A 16,971-nucleotide genomic window follows, 5' to 3' on the forward strand; every position below is an offset into this window, starting at 1 on the left:
GTCAATTATGCGCGTGCAGGGCTTCGTTCAGCTCGATCGCCGACTTGTGGGTCTTGCACTCCACGGCGCCGGTCTGCGAGTTGCGGCGGAACAGCAGGTCCGGCTGGCCGGCCAGTTCGCGGGCCTTGACCAGCTTGACCAGCTGGCCCTGGTCGTCGAGCAGCGCCACCTTGGTGCCGGCGGTGACGTACAGGCCGGATTCCACGGTGTTGCGATCGCCCAGGGGGATGCCGATGCCGGCGTTGGCGCCGATCAGGCAGCCTTCGCCCACGGAGATCACGATGTTGCCGCCGCCGGACAGGGTGCCCATGGTCGAGCAGCCGCCGCCCAGGTCCGAGCCCTTGCCGACGAATACCCCGGCCGACACGCGACCTTCGATCATGCCCGGGCCGGCGGTGCCGGCGTTGAAATTGACGAAGCCCTCGTGCATCACCGTGGTGCCCTCGCCGATGTAGGCACCCAGGCGCACGCGGGCGGTGTCGGCGATGCGCACGCCGGCCGGCACCACGTAATCGGTCATCTTCGGGAACTTGTCCACCGAGAACACCTCCAGCAGCTTGCCCTTCAGGCGCGCTTCCAGCTGGCGTTCGGCCAGTTCGGCGAGGTCCACCGCACCCTGGCTGGTCCAGGCGACGTTGGGCAGCAGCGGGAAGATGCCGGTCAGGTTGACGCCGTGGGGCTTGACCAGGCGGTGCGAGAGCAGGTGCAGCTTGAGGTAGGCCTCGGGGGTGCTGGCCGGCGCGGCGTCTTCGGCGAGGAAGGTGGCGACCAGGGGGTTGTGGCTTTCGGCCAGGCGGGTCAGCAGCTTGGCCTGCACGGGGTCGATGCCCTTCAGGGCCTCGGCCAGTTCGCCGGCCTGGGTGGTGGTGAAGGCGAGCGCCTGGTTGCCGCCGCTGTAGCCGAGCTTTTCGGCGGCCTTGGCGACCAGCTCGCTGGCCGGGTTGAGCAAAGGCTGCGCGTAGAACACTTCCAGCCAGGTGCCCTGGCGGTTCTGGGTGCCGACACCGAAGGCGACGCTGAAGAGTTGGGTGGACATGGGTTTTCCTCTTGCTGAATTAGGTTGGATCAGGCAGGCCGGCGGCTGAGCAGCAGGCCCAGGCCTGCGCCGCCCAATAGGGCGGCGCAGCCACGGTTGAACAGCTGCCGGGCCTTGGGCGCGGCGAGCAGGCGGCCGAGATGCAGCCCGGCCAGTGAATAGAGCAGCACGGCCAGCCATTCCAGGAGCAGGAAGGCCAGGCCGAGGACCGCGAACTGCAGCGCCACCGGCTGCTGCGGGTTGACGAACTGCGGCAGGAACGCGGTGAAGATCAGGATGGCCTTGGGGTTGCCGGCGGCGACCCAGAACTCCTGGCGGCTCAGCGTCCACAGCGAACGGCTCGCTGCGCCGGCCCGGCCGTCGAGTTGCGCCGATGGCGCGCGCCACAATTGCAGCGCCAGCCAGAACAGGTAGGCCGCGCCGAGCAGCTTGATGGCCAGGAACAGGCTGGCCGAGGCCTGCAGCACCAGGGCCAGGCCGGATGCCGCCAGGGCGATCATGGCGCTGAACGCCAGCAGCCGGCCACTGGCGGCCAGGCAGGCGACGCGCAGGCCCTGGCGGGCCGCGTTGTTCAGCGACAGCAGGTTGTTCGGTCCCGGCGCCAGGTTCAGGGCGAAGCAGGCGGGGATGAACAGCAACCAGGCGATCTCCATGGCGATGCTCCTTGGTTCAGGACAGCGCGGCAGCGTAGCGCTCGGGCTTGAAGCCGACCAGGGTCCTGTCACCCAGATCCAGCACCGGACGCTTGATCATCGACGGCTGGGCCAGCATCAGTTCGATGGCCTTGGCCTGGTCGAGGTCGGTCTTCTGCGCCTCGTCGAGCTTGCGGAAGGTGGTGCCGGCGCGGTTGAGAATGGTCTCCCAGCCGTGCTCCTCGCACCACTGCTGCAGGCGCTCGCGGTCGATGCCGAGCGCCTTGTAGTCGTGAAAGGCATAGTCCACGCCGTGCTCGTCGAGCCAGGTGCGGGCTTTCTTCATGGTGTCGCACGCTTTGATGCCAAACAGGGTCTTGCTCATGCTTGCAGGCTCTTCACGAATTCACGGATGCGCTCGGCGGCCTCGACGCACTCGGCCAGCGGCGCGACCAGGGCCATGCGCACGCGCCCGGCGCCGGGGTTGACCCCGTCGACATTGCGCGACAGGTAGGAGCCCGGCACCACGGTGACGTGCTCGCGGGCGAACAGTTCGCGGGTGAAGCTCTCGTCGTCCACCGGGGTCTTGGCCCACAGGTAGAAGCCGCCGTCGGGCCGCTGCACCTCGAGCACGCCGTCGAGGATCGCCAGCACCGCGTCGAACTTCTCGCGGTACAGGGCGCGATTGGCCCGCACATGCACCTCGTCGCTCCAGGCGGCGACGCTGGCCAGCTGGGTCTGCACCGGCATGGCGCAGCCATGGTAGGTACGATACAGCAGGAAGGCCTTGAGGATGTCGGCATCGCCGGCGACGAAGCCGGAGCGCAGGCCCGGCAGGTTCGAGCGCTTGGACAGGCTGTGGAACACCACGCAGCGGGCGAAATCGCTGCGGCCCAGTTCGGCGCAGGCGCTCAGCAGGCCGGCGGGCGGCTGCTGCTCGTCGAAGTACAGCTCGCTGTAGCACTCGTCGGCGGCGATGACGAAGTCGTACTGGTCGGCCAGGGCGATCAGCTTCTTCAGGGTGTCCAGGGGAATCAGCGCGCCGGTGGGGTTTCCCGGCGAGCACAGGAAGAGGATCTGGCAGCGCTGCCAGATGTCCGCCGGCACCGCGTCGAAGTCCGGGTTGAAGCCCTGTTCCTCCAGGCACGGCAGGTAGTGGGGCCGCGCGCCGGCGAGCAGCGCCGCGCCCTCGTAGATCTGGTAGAAGGGGTTGGGGCTGACTACCAGGGCCTGCTCGTCGCGCTGGACCACGGCCTGGGTGAAGGCGAACAGCGCCTCGCGGGTGCCATTGACCGGCAGCACGTGGCGTGCCGGGTCGAGCCAGCCGCTCGGCAGGTTGAAACGCTGGCCGCACCAGTTGGCGATCGCCTCGCGCAGCGCCGGCACGCCCAGGGTGGTCGGGTAGACCGCCAGCTGGTCGAGGTTGGCGCTCAGGGCCTCGGCGACGAAGGCTGGCGAGCGATGCTTGGGCTCGCCAATCGACAGGGCGATGGCCTTCTTCTCGCTGGAAGGCTGGGCGCCGGCCAGCAGGGCGCGGAGCTTCTCGAAGGGGTAGGGCTGCAACTGGTTCAACGCATCATTCATGGCAATTTCCTGGTACTGCTACGGCGTGCCGACGGGCCTGGCTAGGCACCGCGGCGGTGCAAGGCTGTCGGTCAGATACTGATTCGGTTCGGCTCGCTCAGCAGCTCGCTGGCCTCGGTGAGCTGGGCGACGATGGTTTCCTGCAGGCGCACGCACAGCGCCGGGTCGGACAGCGGCTGGTTGTCCGCGTCGGTAACGAAGAACACGTCCTCCACCCGTTCGCCGAGGGTGGCGATCTTGGCATTCTGCACCGACAGGTCGAAATCGAGGAATATCCGCCCGACCCGGGCCAGCAGGCCGGGGCGGTCCGGGGCGGTCAGCTCGAGGACGGTCACCGGCCGCTGGGCGTCGTTGTAGATGGTCACCCGTGGCGGGAAGTCGAAATGCTTGAGCTGGCGCGGCACCCGGCGCTGGATGATGCTCGGGTACTCGTCCGGATTCTTCAGCGCATCGATCAGGCCCTGGCGGATCTGGCGGATCCGCGCCGGGTTGTCGCCGATCGAGCCGCCTTCGCCCTCCAGCACTATATAGGTATCGAGGGTGAACTGGCTGGTGGAGGTGAGAATCCGCGCGTCGTGGATGTTCAGGTTGAGCTGGGCCATCGCCGCCACGGTCACGGCGAAGAAGTCGTGCTGATCCTGGGCGTAGATGAAGATCTGGGTGCCGCCCTCGAACTCGCGCTGGGTGGTTTCCTTGATCAGCACCAGGGGGTTGCTGTTGTTGCCGTGCTGGAGGATCGCCTCGGTATGCCAGGCCACGTCGCCCGCCGTGTGGCGCAGGAAATAGTCGTCGCCGAGCTGCGCCCAGAGCTGTTCGGCATCGTCCTGGTCGGTGCCGCCGCGCACCAGGATGTCCAGGGCCGCGCCCTGGGTCAGGCGGATCTGCTCCTCGCGCTCCAGGCGATTCTCCAGGCCGCGGCGCAGGGCGCGCTTGGTCTCGGTGTAGAGCTGGCGCAGCAGGCTGGCGCGCCAGGAGTTCCACAGGCTCGGGTTGGTGGCGTTGATGTCAGCCACGGTGAGCACGTAGAGGTAGTCCAGGTGGGTCTGGTCGCCGACGAACAGGGCGAAGTCATGGATCACCTGGGGGTCGGAGAGGTCCTTGCGCTGCGCGGTGGTGGACATCGTCAGGTGCTGCTGCACCAGCCAGACCACCAGTTTCGAGTCCCATTCGGGCAGTTGGTGGCGGGCACAGAAGACCTCAGCGTCCAGCGCGCCGAGCTCCGAGTGGTCGCCGCCGCGGCCCTTGCCGATGTCGTGGTAGAGCCCGGCCAGGTAGATCAGTTCGGGCTTGGGCAGCCTGTCGATCAGCTTGCTGGCCAGGGGGAACTTCTCCGCCAGCTCCGGCCACCTGAACTTGCGCAGGTGCTTGATCAGGTTGAGGGTGTGGGCGTCGACCGTGTAGATGTGGAACAGGTCGTGCTGCATCTGCCCGACGATGTGGCCGAACTCCGGCAGGTAGCGGCCGAGGATGCCGTAGCGGTTCATCCGCCGCAGGTTGCGGTGGATGCCCTGGCCGCTCTTGAACAGCTCGATGAACAGGCTGGTGTTGCGGATGTCGTTGCGGAATTCGTCGTCGATCAGGTGGCGATGGTCGCGCAGCAGGCGGATGGTGTCGGCGCACACGCCGCGGATCTCGGTGTGCTGGGCCATCAGCACGAAAACCTCCATGATGGCGAACGGCGTGCGCTTGAAGACGTTCGGGTGGGTCACCTCGATATAACCGTCGCGCACCTGGAAGCGACTGTTCAGCGGGCTCGCCGGCGCCTTCTCGCCGGCGCGCAGGATGACCTCCTCGAAGTGCTGTTTGATCAGGTCGCTGAGCTCGGCGATGCTCATCACCACCCGGTAGTACTTCTGCATGAAGCGCTCGATGGCCCGTTGGTTGCCGCTGCCTTCGAAGCCGAGCAGGGCCGCGACCTGGGCCTGGTGATCGAACAGCAGGCGGTCTTCGGCGCGGCCGGCGAGCATGTGCAGGGCGTAGCGCACACGCCAGAGGAACTCCTGGCTGGAGGCGAGCAGGGCCTGTTCACTCTCGAGGAGGAAGCCCTGGCCGACCATCGCGTGCAGGTTCAGCGTGCCGAAGTGGCGGCGGGCGACCCAGAGGATGTTCTGGATGTCGCGCAGGCCTCCGGGCGAGCCCTTGACGTTGGGTTCGAGGTTGTACTCGGTGTCGTTGTATTTGCGATGGCGAGCCCGCTGCTCCTCGCGCTTGGCCAGGAAGAACTGCTTGCTCGGCCACATCCGCTCGCTGCTGGTGACCTCCAGCATGCGCTGGCGCAGGCGCTCCGGGCCGGCGATGGTGCGGCTTTCCATCAGGTTGGTGATCACCGTCAGGTCGGCGCGGGCCTCCTCGGCGCACTCATCGACCGAGCGCACGCTCTGACCGACCTCCAGGCCGATGTCCCAGAGCAGGGTAAGGAAGTGCTCGATCGGCTCACGGAAGGTCTCGTGGTCGGCACTGTCGAGCAGGATCAGCAGGTCGATGTCGGAAAACGGGTGCAACTCGCCGCGCCCGTAGCCGCCGACCGCCAGCAGGGCGATGTCGGCGTCCTCGCTCCAGTCCAGGCGACTCCAGGCCTCGCGCAGGATCTGATCGGCGAACCAGGCGCGATCCTCGACCAGACGGCGCACTTCGCGGCCCGCCCGAAAACGTGCGTCGAGCACGTCCTTGGCGAGGCGAATGGCCTTCTTGAAGGCAGCGATGGGGCTGGACTTCAGGGCCAGTTCCGCCTGGAACTGGCCGCGGTCGAACAATTCCGGGTCTACCTGCGGCATGCAACGGCTTTCCTATATGGGCGGCGGATCAGGCCGAGGTGCGGGCGATGGTGTCGTCGCTGCGCAGCGTGAAGATCTCGTAGCCGTCGGCGGTGACCAGAATGGTGTGCTCCCACTGGGCCGAGAGCTTGCGGTCCTTGGTGATGGCGGTCCAGCCGTCGCCGAGCAGGCGGGTCTCCGCGCGGCCCTGGTTGATCATCGGCTCGATGGTGAAGGTCATGCCTTCCTTCAGTTCCATGCCGGTGCCGGCGCGGCCGTAGTGCAGGACCTGCGGCTCCTCGTGGAACACCTTGCCGATGCCGTGTCCGCAATATTCGCGCACCACCGAGAAGCCGTTCTTCTCGGCGTGCTTCTGGATTACTTCACCGATGTCGCCGAGGCGGATGCCCGGGCGGACCAGTTCGATGCCCTTGTACATGCACTCCTGGGTGACCTTGGCCAGGCGCTCGGCCCACTCGGGCACCTTGCCGACCATGAACATCTTGCTGGTGTCGCCGTGGTAGCCGTCCTTGATCACGGTGACGTCGATATTGACGACGTCTCCGTCCTTGAGCGGCTTTTCATTGGGGATGCCGTGGCAGACCACATGGTTGACCGAGGTGCAGATCGACTTGGGGAAGCCCTTGTAGTTGAGCGGCGCGGGGATGGCCTGCTGCACGTTGACGATATAGTCATGGCAGATGCGGTCCAGCTCATCGGTGGTCACGCCGGGCTTGACGTGCTCGCCGATCATTTCCAGCACCTCGGCGGCCAGGCGGCCGGCCACGCGCATTTTCTCGATTTCTTCGGGCGTCTTGATGGTGACGGTCATGCGGTCTCTCTCGGCGCTCGGCGGCGCAAGGCAAAAAAAGGAAAGCCGGGATTCTATCAGAGAAGGCGACGACCGGCGGCATGGGCGAGGGCGCGGGGCTGGATGGTGGTGGACCGCGTCCGGGCTTATCTGTCGTTGTGGGTAGCTTATGGGGCGCTGCTATGGTATAAAACGCGCCGCTTTCAGGGCTGCCAGCCCGAAGGCACAAACCCACACACGTATCGACACGGTTTCCTGGGTGCCCGCAAGGGTTGGAAATTGGGATGCGTGGAGGCCTAACCCGACTTATCAAGGAACTATCATGTCCCAAGTCAATATGCGCGATATGCTGAAGGCCGGTGTGCACTTCGGCCACCAGACCCGTTACTGGAACCCGAAAATGGGCAAGTACATTTTCGGCGCGCGCAACAAGATCCACATCATCAACCTGGAAAAAACCCTGCCGATGTTCAACGAGGCGCTGTCCTTCGTTGAGAAGCTGGCTGCGGGCAAGAACAAGATTCTGTTCGTCGGCACCAAGCGTTCCGCTGGCAAGATCGTTCGCGAAGAAGCCGCTCGTTGTGGCTCGCCGTTCGTCGATCACCGCTGGTTGGGCGGCATGCTGACCAACTACAAGACCATCCGCGCTTCGATCAAGCGTCTGCGCGACCTGGAAACCCAGGCTCAGGACGGCACCTTCACCAAGCTGACCAAGAAAGAAGCCCTGATGCGCACCCGCGACCTGGAAAAGCTGGATCGCAGCCTGGGTGGTATCAAGGACATGGGCGGCCTGCCGGACGCACTGTTCGTGATCGACGTCGACCACGAGCGCATCGCCATCACCGAAGCCAACAAGCTGGGCATCCCGGTCATCGGCGTAGTCGATACCAACAGCAGCCCGGAAGGTGTGGACTACATCATCCCGGGTAACGACGACGCCATTCGTGCCATCCAGCTGTACATGGGTGCCATGGCCGACGCCGTAGTGCGTGGTCGCAGCAACGCTGGCGGCGGCACCGACGAGTTCGTCGAAGAAGCCCCGGCCTCCGAAGCGGCTGAAGGCTAAGCGGTAAGCTTCTAGCGTTACTCGCTGCGCAAAAAGGGGGCTAGGCCCCCTTTTTGCCACTCACAGAATTAATCGCCCGGCCTGACGGGTGAAGTGGTTGAAGACCTATCCAAGAGGATTCGAACATGGCAGAGATTACTGCAGCCCTGGTTAAAGAACTGCGCGAGCGTACCGGCCAAGGCATGATGGAATGCAAGAAGGCCCTGGTTGCCGCCGGTGGCGACATCGAGAAGGCCATCGACGACATGCGCGCTTCCGGCGCCATCAAGGCCGCCAAGAAGGCTGGCAACATCGCCGCCGAAGGTTCGATCGCCGTACGCGTCGAAGGCGGCCGTGGCCTGATCATCGAAGTCAACTCGCAGACCGACTTCCTGGCCCTGCAGGATGACTTCAAGGCGTTCGTCAAGGACAGCCTGAACGAAGCCTTCGAGCAGAACCTCACCGATGCCGCGCCGCTGATCGCTTCCCGCGAATCCGCTCGCGAGGCGCTGGTTGCCAAGTGCGGCGAGAACGTCAACATCCGTCGCCTGACTGCCGTTTCCGGCGATACCGTCGGTGCCTACCTGCACGGCCACCGCATCGGTGTTCTGGTGGTTCTGAAGGGCGGCAACGACGAGCTGGCCAAGCACGTTGCCATGCACGTTGCTGCGTCCAACCCGGCCGTTGTCAGCCCGGATCAGGTTTCCGAAGAGCTGGTTGCCAAGGAGAAGGAAATCTTCCTGCAGCTCAACGCCGAGAAGATCGCCGGCAAGCCGGAAAACATCGTCGAGAACATGGTCAAGGGCCGTATCAACAAGTTCCTGGCCGAAGCCAGCCTGGTTGAGCAGGCGTTCATCATGGATCCGGAAGTCAAGGTCGGTGACCTGGTGAAGAAGGCCGGTGCCGAGATCGTTTCCTTCGTACGTTACGAAGTCGGCGAAGGCATCGAGAAGGCCGAGACCGACTTCGCTGCCGAAGTCGCTGCTCAGGTTGCTGCCAGCAAGCAGTAAACTGGTCTAGCAGTCTACTCAGGCTGTCGCCCCGAAGAGGCTGCCCGCTCGCGCGTGCGGCCTCTTTTTCGAAGTGGGTTGGCAAATTGGCCTGGGGAGCGAGTCGCGGTGCTGGGCACCAAAGGCTCTGGGTGCGGTCTAAGCGCCCGATTACTGCGGGTATATTCGCCCGCGCAGAATTCAAACGCCGCAGGAGAGACTGGTAATGGCTCAGCAGGTGAGTGGTCGTCAACCGCGCTACAAGCGCATTCTGCTCAAACTTAGCGGCGAAGCGCTGATGGGCTCGGAAGATTTCGGCATCGATCCCAAGGTGCTCGACCGCATGGCCCTGGAAGTCGGCCAGCTGGTCGGCATCGGCGTGCAGGTCGGTCTGGTGATCGGCGGCGGCAATCTGTTCCGTGGCGCGGCCTTGAGCGCGGCGGGCATGGATCGGGTAACCGGCGACCACATGGGCATGCTGGCCACCGTGATGAACGCGCTGGCCATGCGCGACGCGCTGGAGCGCTCGAACATCCCGGCCATCGTCATGTCGGCGATCTCCATGGTCGGGGTGACCGATCACTACGATCGGCGCAAGGCGATGCGTCACCTGAAGACCGGCGAGGTGGTGATTTTCGCTGCCGGTACCGGCAATCCCTTCTTCACCACCGACTCGGCGGCGTGCCTGCGGGCCATCGAGGTCGACGCCGACGTCGTGTTGAAGGCGACCAAGGTCGATGGCGTATACACTGCCGATCCGTTCAAGGACCCGCATGCCGAGAAGTTCGAGCGCCTGACCTACGATGAGGTGCTCGACCGCAAGCTGGGGGTCATGGACCTGACGGCCATCTGCCTGTGTCGCGACCACCAGATGCCGCTGCGCGTTTTCAATATGAACAAGCCTGGTGCCCTGCTCAATGTGGTAGTCGGTGGCACCGAAGGCACTCTGATTGAGGAAGACAAGCAATGATCAACGAGATCAAGAAAGACGCCCAAGTGCGCATGCAGAAGAGCCTGGAATCCCTGGCTCATGCGTTCAGCCGTATCCGTACCGGCCAGGCTCATCCGAGCATCCTCGCCGGTGTCATGGTGCCCTATTACGGTACCGACACGCCGATCAATCAGGTCGCCAACGTGACCGTGAAGGACTCCCGCACCCTGCAGGTGGTGGCCTTCGAGCGCAACATGCTGGCGGCCGTGGACAAGGCGATCCAGAGCTCCGGCCTGGGCTTCAACCCGACCAACCTGGGTGAGCTGCTGCTGGTGAGCATGCCGGCATTGACCGAGGAAACCCGCAAGGGCTTCACCAAGCAGGCACGTGATGCCGCCGAAGACGCCCGGGTGGCGGTGCGCAACATTCGCCGTGACGCCCTGAGTCAGCTCAAGGATCTGGTCAAGGAGAAGGAAATCAGCGAGGACGAAGAGCGTCGCGCCGCCGATGAGGTGCAGAAGCTGACCGACAAGTTCGTTGCCGAAATCGACGCCGCGATGAAGCAGAAAGAAGCGGATCTGATGGCCGTCTGACGGTCAGGATATCGTCATGGAAAAGACCAGCCGCGGCGGCCAGTTAGCCGTGCCACGACACGTGGCGATCATCATGGACGGCAACAATCGCTGGGCGAGGAAGCGCTTGCTGCCCGGCGTCGCCGGGCACAAGGCGGGCGTCGACGCGGTGCGCGCGGTGATCGAGGTGTGCGCCGAGGCCGGGGTCGAGGTGCTGACCCTGTTTGCCTTCTCCAGTGAGAACTGGCAGCGCCCCGCCGATGAGGTGGGGGCGCTGATGGAGCTGTTTCTCGGTGCATTGCGCCGCGAGGCCCGGAAGCTCGATGACAACGGCATCAGCCTGCGCATCATCGGTGATCGCTCGCGCTTTCATCCGGAACTGCAGGCGGCCATGCGCGAAGCCGAGGCACAGACAGCCGGAGAGAAGCGCTTCATTCTGCAGATCGCCGCCAATTATGGCGGTCAGTGGGATATCGCCCAGGCCGTGCAGCGCCTGGCTCGCGAGGTGCAGGGCGGGCATCTGCGGCCGGAGGACATCACCCCGCAGCTGCTGCAGGGTTGTCTGGCGACCGGCGATCTGCCGCTGCCCGACCTGTGCATCCGCACGGGCGGCGAGCACCGCATCAGCAATTTCCTGCTATGGCAGCTGGCCTACAGCGAGCTGTATTTCTCCGAGCTGTTCTGGCCGGACTTCAAGCACGAAGCCATGCGCAAGGCGCTGGCCGACTTCGCCAGGCGCCAGCGGCGCTTTGGTAGAACCAGTGAGCAGGTCGAAGCCGAGGCGCGCAGTTAATGCTTAAACAACGAGTGATTACCGCGCTGGTGCTGTTGCCCATCGCGCTGGGTGGCTTTTTTCTGCTCGAGGGCGCGGCCTTTGCCTTGTTCATCGGTGCGGTGATTGGCTTGGGCGCCTGGGAGTGGGCGCGTCTCGCCGGATTCGACGGGCAGCCCCAGCGTGTCGGCTATGCGGCGCTGGTGGCGCTGCTGCTGTTCGGGCTCTATCACTTGCCCGCGCTGGCGCCCGGGGTTGTGGCGCTGGGCGTGATCTGGTGGGGGCTGGCGACCCTGCTGGTTTTGGGTTACCCCGCCAGCAGTCGCTACTGGCAGGGCGCTGGGCGCAAGTTGCTGATCGGTCTGTTGATTCTGCTGCCGGCCTGGCAGGGCCTGGTGCTGTTCAAACAGTGGCCCATGGCCAATGGCCTGATCCTGGCCGTGATGGTGCTGGTGTGGGCGGCGGATATCGGCGCCTATTTCTCCGGCAAGGCTTTTGGCAGGCGCAAGCTGGCCCCCCAGGTCAGTCCGGGCAAGAGCTGGGAGGGGCTGCTCGGCGGGTTGCTCACCAGTCTGCTGTTGACCCTGGTGGTCGGCCTGTACCGGGGCTGGGGCGGCGCTGCGCTGTTGCTGGCCCTGGCGGGCGCCGCCGTGGTGGTGCTGATTTCTGTGGTCGGTGACCTGACCGAGAGCATGTTCAAGCGTCAATCCGGGGTCAAGGACAGCAGCAACCTGCTGCCCGGACATGGCGGTGTGCTCGACCGAATCGACAGTCTGACTGCGGCGGTGCCGGTGTTTGCCGCGTTGCTGTGGCTGGCGGGCTGGGGGGCGCTGTGAGCGGCCCGCAGCAGGTCACCGTGCTGGGCGCCACCGGCTCCATTGGCCTCAGCACCCTCGACGTGATTGCCCGTCATCCCGAGCGCTATCGGGTCTTCGCCCTGTCAGGACATAGCCGCATCGCCGAGCTGGAGGCTTTGTGCCTGCAGCATCGACCACGTTTCGCGGTGGTCGCCGATGAACACTCGGCCCGCCAGTTGCAGGGTGGCTTGCATGCCGCGGGATTGAGCACGCGGGTGCTCAGTGGCGAGGCGGGGCTGTGCCAGGTGGCCGCGCATCCGCAGGTGGATGCCGTGATGGCCGCCATCGTCGGTGCGGCCGGGCTCAAGCCGACCCTGGCGGCGGTCGAGGCCGGCAAGAAGGTGCTGCTGGCCAACAAGGAGGCGCTGGTGATGTCCGGCGCCTTGTTTATCGAGGCCGTACGCCGCAGTGGTGCGACCCTGTTGCCGATCGACAGCGAGCACAACGCGATTTTTCAGTGCCTGCCCGGCGATTATGGGCGTGGCCTGGAGCAGGTCGGGGTGCGGCGCATCATGCTGACGGCTTCGGGTGGGCCGTTCCGCGAGACGCCGCTGGCTGAGCTGGCGGCAGTTTCACCGGAACAGGCTTGCGCTCACCCCAACTGGTCGATGGGGCGCAAGATCTCCGTGGATTCGGCGAGCATGATGAACAAGGGGCTCGAGCTGATCGAGGCCTGCTGGTTGTTCGATGCCCGCCCCGAGCAGGTCGAGGTGGTGATTCATCCGCAGAGCGTGATCCATTCCCTGGTCGACTATGTCGACGGCTCGGTGCTGGCGCAGTTGGGCAATCCCGATATGCGCACGCCGATCAGTCACGCCCTGGCCTGGCCGCAGCGGATCGACTCGGGCGTGGCGCCGCTGGACTTGTTCGCCGTGGCGCGCCTGGACTTCCAGGCGCCCGATGAGCAGCGTTTTCCCTGTCTGCGCCTGGCCCGGGCGGCGGCCGAGGCCGGTGGTACTGCGCCGGCCATGCTCAATGCCGCCAATGAAGTGGCGGTGGCCGCCTTTCTCGATCGGCGCATTCGCTTCCCCGAGATCGCGAGTATCATCGACCAGGTGCTGAACACCGAGGCGGTGGTTGCGGTCGAAAGCCTGGAAACGGTGTTGGCGGCCGACCAGCAGGCGCGTCAACTGGCCAGCCAATGGCTGAGTCGCCGTGGATAAGCGGCGCGGAGAAGCCCTATGAGTACGCTGTATATGATTCTCGGCACCCTGGTTGCGCTCGGGGTGCTGGTGACTTTCCATGAGTTCGGTCACTTCTGGGTGGCGCGGCGTTGCGGGGTCAAGGTCCTGCGCTTTTCGGTCGGCTTCGGCACGCCGCTGCTGCGCTGGCATGATCGCCAGGGCACCGAGTTCGTCATCGCCGCCATTCCCCTGGGCGGCTACGTCAAGATGCTTGATGAGCGCGAGGGCGAGGTGCCGCCCGCGCAGCTCTCGCAGTCGTTCAATCGCAAGAACGTGCGCCAGCGGATCGCCATAGTCTCCGCCGGCCCCATCGCCAACTTCCTTCTCGCGTTGCTGTTCTTCTGGCTGGTGGCCATGCTCGGCAGCCTGCAGGTGCGCCCGGTGATCGGTGCGGTCGAGAGCGGTAGCCTGGCCGCGCAGGCCGGCTTGCAGGCGGGCCAGGAGATCGTCGCGGTCAACGACGAACCGACCGCTGGCTGGGCTGCGGTCAATCTGCAGTTGGTGCGGCGGTTGGGGGAGAGCGGCAGCCTGCCGGTCACCGTGCGTGAGCCGGGCTCGACCCTGGAGAGTCCGCGGCAGATCGTCCTGGCCGACTGGCTCCAGGGCGTCGATCAGCCGGACCCCATCGCCTCCCTGGGTATTCGGCCGTGGCGGCCGACCCTGGAGCCGGTGTTGGCACAGCTGGACGACAAGGGCCCGGCCAAGGCTGCCGGGCTGCAAGTCGGCGACCGCATCTTGGCGCTGGATGGCGAGGTGCTCGAGGACTGGCAGCAGCTGGTCGAGCGCGTGCGCGCCATGCCGGGCCAGGCCGTGCGCCTGCTGGTCGAGCGCCAGGGGCGTGAGCGTGAGATCGCCCTGAAGCTCGCCGTGCGCGGCGAGGGCGAAGCGCGCAGTGGCTACCTCGGCGCAGGCGTGGCGGGGGGCGAATGGCCGCCCGAGATGCTCCGCGAGGTCAGCTTCGGACCGCTAGAGGCGGTTGGCGAGGCGCTCTCGCGTACCTGGACCATGAGCCTGCTGACCCTTGATTCGTTGAGGAAAATGCTGTTCGGCGAGCTCTCGGTAAAAAACTTGAGCGGGCCGATAACCATTGCTAAAGTGGCGGGCGCTTCGGCTGAGTCGGGCCTGGGGGATTTCCTGAACTTCCTCGCCTACCTGAGCATAAGCCTGGGGGTTCTCAATCTGTTGCCAATCCCCGTGCTGGATGGGGGGCATCTGCTTTTTTATCTGGTCGAGTGGGCACGCGGTCGTCCGCTGTCGGAACGGGTGCAGGGTTGGGGGATGCAGATCGGCATCAGCTTGGTGATAGGGGTGATGCTGCTGGCCCTGGTCAATGATCTCAGTCGGCTGTAATTGCTACTGAATTACAAATCTGTCGCCCCGAGCGACAGATTTTTTATTGTCAGTTGAAATAAGAAAGGACTTCATGAAACGTCTGCTGCTACCTGCGGTGCTTGCCGCATTGATGATCGCCGAAGTTCACGCCGAGTCCTTCACCATCTCCGATATTCGCGTCAACGGCCTCCAGCGGGTCTCCGCCGGCAGCGTGTTCGGTGCCTTGCCGCTGAATGTCGGCGAGCAGGTCGATGACCGCAGCCTGGTGGAAGCCACTCGCGAACTGTTCAAGACCGGTTTCTTCCAAGATATCCAGTTGGGTCGCGATGGCGACGTGCTGGTCATCACCCTGGTGGAGCGCCCGTCTATCTCCAGCATCGAGATCGACGGCAACAAGGCGATCACCAGCGAAGACCTGCTCAAGGGCCTCAATCAGTCCGGCCTGGCGGAAGGCGAGATCTTCCAGCGGGCGACCCTCGAAGGCGTGCGCAACGAGTTGCAGCGTCAGTACGTGGCCCAGGGCCGCTACTCCGCCGAAATCGAGACCGAAGTGATTCCCCAGCCGCGCAACCGCGTGGCGTTGAAGATCAATATCAATGAAGGCTCAGTCGCGGCCATTCAGCATATCAACGTGGTGGGCAACAGCGTCTTCGCCGACGAAGACCTGATCGACCTGTTCGAGCTGAAAACCAGCAACTGGCTGTCGTTCTTCAAGAATGACGACAAGTACGCCCGGGAAAAGCTTTCCGGCGACTTGGAGCGCCTGCGTTCCTATTACCTGGATCGCGGCTACATCAACATGGATATCTCCTCCACCCAGGTGTCCATCACCCCGGACAAGAAGCACGTCTACATCACGGTCAACGTCGATGAGGGGCAGAAGTACAGCGTGCGTGAAGTCAAGCTGGCCGGCGATCTGAAGGTGCCGGAAGAGGACATTCGCAGCCTGCTGCTGGTCAAGGAAGGTCAGGTGTTCTCGCGCAAGGTGATGACCACTACCTCCGAGCTGATCACCCGTCGCCTGGGTAACGAAGGCTATACCTTTGCCAACGTCAACGGCGTGCCAGAGGCCCATGACGAAGATGGCACGGTCTCCATCACCTTCGTCGTCGACCCGGGCAAGCGCGCCTACGTCAATCGCATCAACTTCCGCGGCAACACCAAGACCGAAGACGAAGTGCTGCGTCGGGAAATGCGCCAGATGGAAGGCGGTTGGGCCTCGACCTACCTGATCGATCAGTCCAAGACCCGCCTGGAGCGCCTTGGCTACTTCAAGGAAGTCAACGTTGAAACCCCGCCGGTACCGGGCAGCGATGACCAGATCGACGTCAACTACAGCGTCGAGGAACAGGCCTCCGGCTCGATCACCGCGAGCGTCGGCTTCGCCCAGAACGCCGGTCTGATCCTCGGCGGCTCGATCAGCCAGAGCAACTTCCTCGGAACCGGTAACAAGGTCAGCGTCGGCCTGAACCGCAGCGAGTACCAGACCAGCTACAACTTCGGCTTTGTCGATCCCTACTGGACGGCTGATGGTGTCAGCCTGGGCTACAACGCCTTCTACCGCACCACCGACTATGACGAGCTCGATACTCAGGTCTCCAGCTTTGCAGTCGACAGCCTCGGCGCGGGTGTGAGCATCGGTTACCCGATCAGCGAGACCTCGCGCCTGACCTATGGTCTGACCGTCCAGCAGGACACGCTCAATACCGGTGTCTTTACCGTCGACGAGATCTTCAAGTTCATCGAGCAGGAAGGCGACAATTACCTGAACCTCAAGGCCTCGGTCGGCTGGTCGGAGTCGACCCTGAACCGTGGCGTGCTGGCCACGCGTGGCCATTCCCAGAGCCTGGTATTCGAAACCACTGTGCCGGGTAGTGACCTGTCGTTCTACAAGGTCGATTACCGTGGGCAGATCTTCAAGCCGCTGAGCAACACCTACACCCTGCGCCTGCACACCGAACTGGGCTATGGCGACAGCTACGGTTCCACCGCCAGGCTGCCGTTCTACGAGAACTACTACGCCGGCGGCTTCAATTCGGTGCGCGGTTTCGACGACAACAGCCTGGGGCCGCGCAGCACGCCGAGCAAGGGTACCAATCCAGGAACCCAGTTCGATCCGGATCAGGATCCGCTGCCCTTCGGTGGCAACGTGCTGGTCCAGGGTGGTGTGGAGCTGCTGTTCCCGATGCCCTTCGTCAAGGATCAACGTTCGCTGCGCACCGCTCTGTTCTGGGATGTGGGTAACGTTTTCGACACCAACTGCGGCAGCACCCAGACCAGTTGCCAAGGCATCGATGCCGGCGAACTGGCCAGCTCCGTGGGTGTCGGCCTGACCTGGATCACCGCGCTCGGGCCCTTGAGCTTCAGTCTGGCGATGCCGGTGGTCAAGCCTGACGACGCCGACACCCAGGTATTCCAGTTCTCCCTCGGCCAGACCTTCTAAGCGGCTGGCCTCTGAACAACAACGGTTTTT

The 16,971-nt window shown here is 64.5% G+C and carries 15 protein-coding genes; 9 read left to right on the forward strand and 6 right to left on the reverse strand.

The window, feature by feature from the left end; translation table 11 throughout:
• Position 1 precedes the first annotated feature (1 nt).
• The 6 genes from dapD to map all read right to left on the reverse strand — a co-directional run bounded on the left by dapD (position 2) and on the right by map (position 6,837).
• Positions 2 to 1,036: a 2,3,4,5-tetrahydropyridine-2,6-dicarboxylate N-succinyltransferase gene (gene dapD / locus LPB260_RS11090; RefSeq protein ID WP_208708783.1), complete on the reverse strand. Its 1,035-nt coding sequence runs from the start codon at positions 1,034 to 1,036 to the stop codon at positions 2 to 4.
• Between the two features lie 29 nt (positions 1,037 to 1,065).
• On the reverse strand, positions 1,066 to 1,689 hold the full coding sequence (locus LPB260_RS11095) for a LysE family translocator (protein ID WP_208708784.1): 624 nt from the start codon (positions 1,687 to 1,689) through the stop codon (positions 1,066 to 1,068).
• A 16-nt stretch (positions 1,690 to 1,705) separates the two neighbouring features.
• A complete protein-coding gene (locus LPB260_RS11100) occupies positions 1,706 to 2,053 on the reverse strand; it encodes an ArsC family reductase (RefSeq protein ID WP_208708785.1) in 348 nt (115 codons plus the stop codon).
• Positions 2,050 to 3,252 (reverse strand): succinyldiaminopimelate transaminase, encoded by a 1,203-nt coding sequence (gene dapC, locus LPB260_RS11105; protein WP_208708786.1) that lies wholly within the window; start codon positions 3,250 to 3,252, stop codon positions 2,050 to 2,052. Before dapC ends, LPB260_RS11100 begins: the two co-directional genes overlap by 4 nt.
• A 71-nt stretch (positions 3,253 to 3,323) precedes the next feature.
• Positions 3,324 to 6,026: a [protein-PII] uridylyltransferase gene (locus LPB260_RS11110; protein WP_208708787.1), complete on the reverse strand. Its 2,703-nt coding sequence runs from the start codon at positions 6,024 to 6,026 to the stop codon at positions 3,324 to 3,326.
• A gap of 28 nt (positions 6,027 to 6,054) precedes the next feature.
• On the reverse strand, positions 6,055 to 6,837 hold the full coding sequence (map, locus tag LPB260_RS11115) for a type I methionyl aminopeptidase (protein ID WP_208708788.1): 783 nt from the start codon (positions 6,835 to 6,837) through the stop codon (positions 6,055 to 6,057).
• Positions 6,838 to 7,138: 301 nt separating this feature from the next.
• Here map and rpsB point away from each other — a divergent pair, with 301 nt between their 5' ends.
• The 9 genes from rpsB (at position 7,139) to bamA (ending at position 16,941) form a co-directional block, all read left to right on the forward strand.
• Positions 7,139 to 7,882: a 30S ribosomal protein S2 gene (rpsB, locus tag LPB260_RS11120; protein ID WP_208708789.1), complete on the forward strand. Its 744-nt coding sequence runs from the start codon at positions 7,139 to 7,141 to the stop codon at positions 7,880 to 7,882.
• A 125-nt stretch (positions 7,883 to 8,007) separates the two neighbouring features.
• Positions 8,008 to 8,871 (forward strand): translation elongation factor Ts, encoded by an 864-nt coding sequence (tsf, locus tag LPB260_RS11125; protein ID WP_208708790.1) that lies wholly within the window; start codon positions 8,008 to 8,010, stop codon positions 8,869 to 8,871.
• 205 nt (positions 8,872 to 9,076) lie between these two features.
• Entirely contained in the window at positions 9,077 to 9,820 is a 744-nt protein-coding gene (gene pyrH / locus LPB260_RS11130) for a UMP kinase (protein ID WP_208708791.1), read from the forward strand.
• Positions 9,817 to 10,374 carry a ribosome recycling factor gene (frr, locus tag LPB260_RS11135; RefSeq protein WP_208708792.1) on the forward strand — a complete coding sequence of 186 codons (558 nt, stop codon included), beginning with the start codon at positions 9,817 to 9,819 and terminating at the stop codon, positions 10,372 to 10,374. The genes pyrH and frr overlap by 4 nt, the downstream gene beginning before the upstream one ends.
• A 16-nt stretch (positions 10,375 to 10,390) precedes the next feature.
• Positions 10,391 to 11,146 carry a polyprenyl diphosphate synthase gene (gene uppS / locus LPB260_RS11140; protein WP_208708793.1) on the forward strand — a complete coding sequence of 252 codons (756 nt, stop codon included), beginning with the start codon at positions 10,391 to 10,393 and terminating at the stop codon, positions 11,144 to 11,146.
• The gene (locus LPB260_RS11145; protein ID WP_208708794.1) at positions 11,146 to 11,961 is read left to right on the forward strand and encodes a phosphatidate cytidylyltransferase; all 816 of its coding nucleotides are present in this window, start codon (positions 11,146 to 11,148) and stop codon (positions 11,959 to 11,961) included. The genes uppS and LPB260_RS11145 overlap by 1 nt, the downstream gene beginning before the upstream one ends.
• Positions 11,958 to 13,145, forward strand: coding sequence for a 1-deoxy-D-xylulose-5-phosphate reductoisomerase (gene ispC, locus LPB260_RS11150; protein WP_208708795.1), 1,188 nt, complete (start codon positions 11,958 to 11,960; stop codon positions 13,143 to 13,145). The genes LPB260_RS11145 and ispC overlap by 4 nt, the downstream gene beginning before the upstream one ends.
• Before the next feature lie 18 nt (positions 13,146 to 13,163).
• Positions 13,164 to 14,516 (forward strand): sigma E protease regulator RseP, encoded by a 1,353-nt coding sequence (gene rseP, locus LPB260_RS11155; protein WP_208708796.1) that lies wholly within the window; start codon positions 13,164 to 13,166, stop codon positions 14,514 to 14,516.
• 73 nt (positions 14,517 to 14,589) lie between these two features.
• On the forward strand, positions 14,590 to 16,941 hold the full coding sequence (bamA, locus tag LPB260_RS11160; RefSeq protein ID WP_208708797.1) for an outer membrane protein assembly factor BamA: 2,352 nt from the start codon (positions 14,590 to 14,592) through the stop codon (positions 16,939 to 16,941).
• The last annotated feature ends 30 nt before the right edge of the window (positions 16,942 to 16,971 follow it).

It is taken from the genome of Pseudomonas sp. LPB0260, from assembly GCF_013388395.1.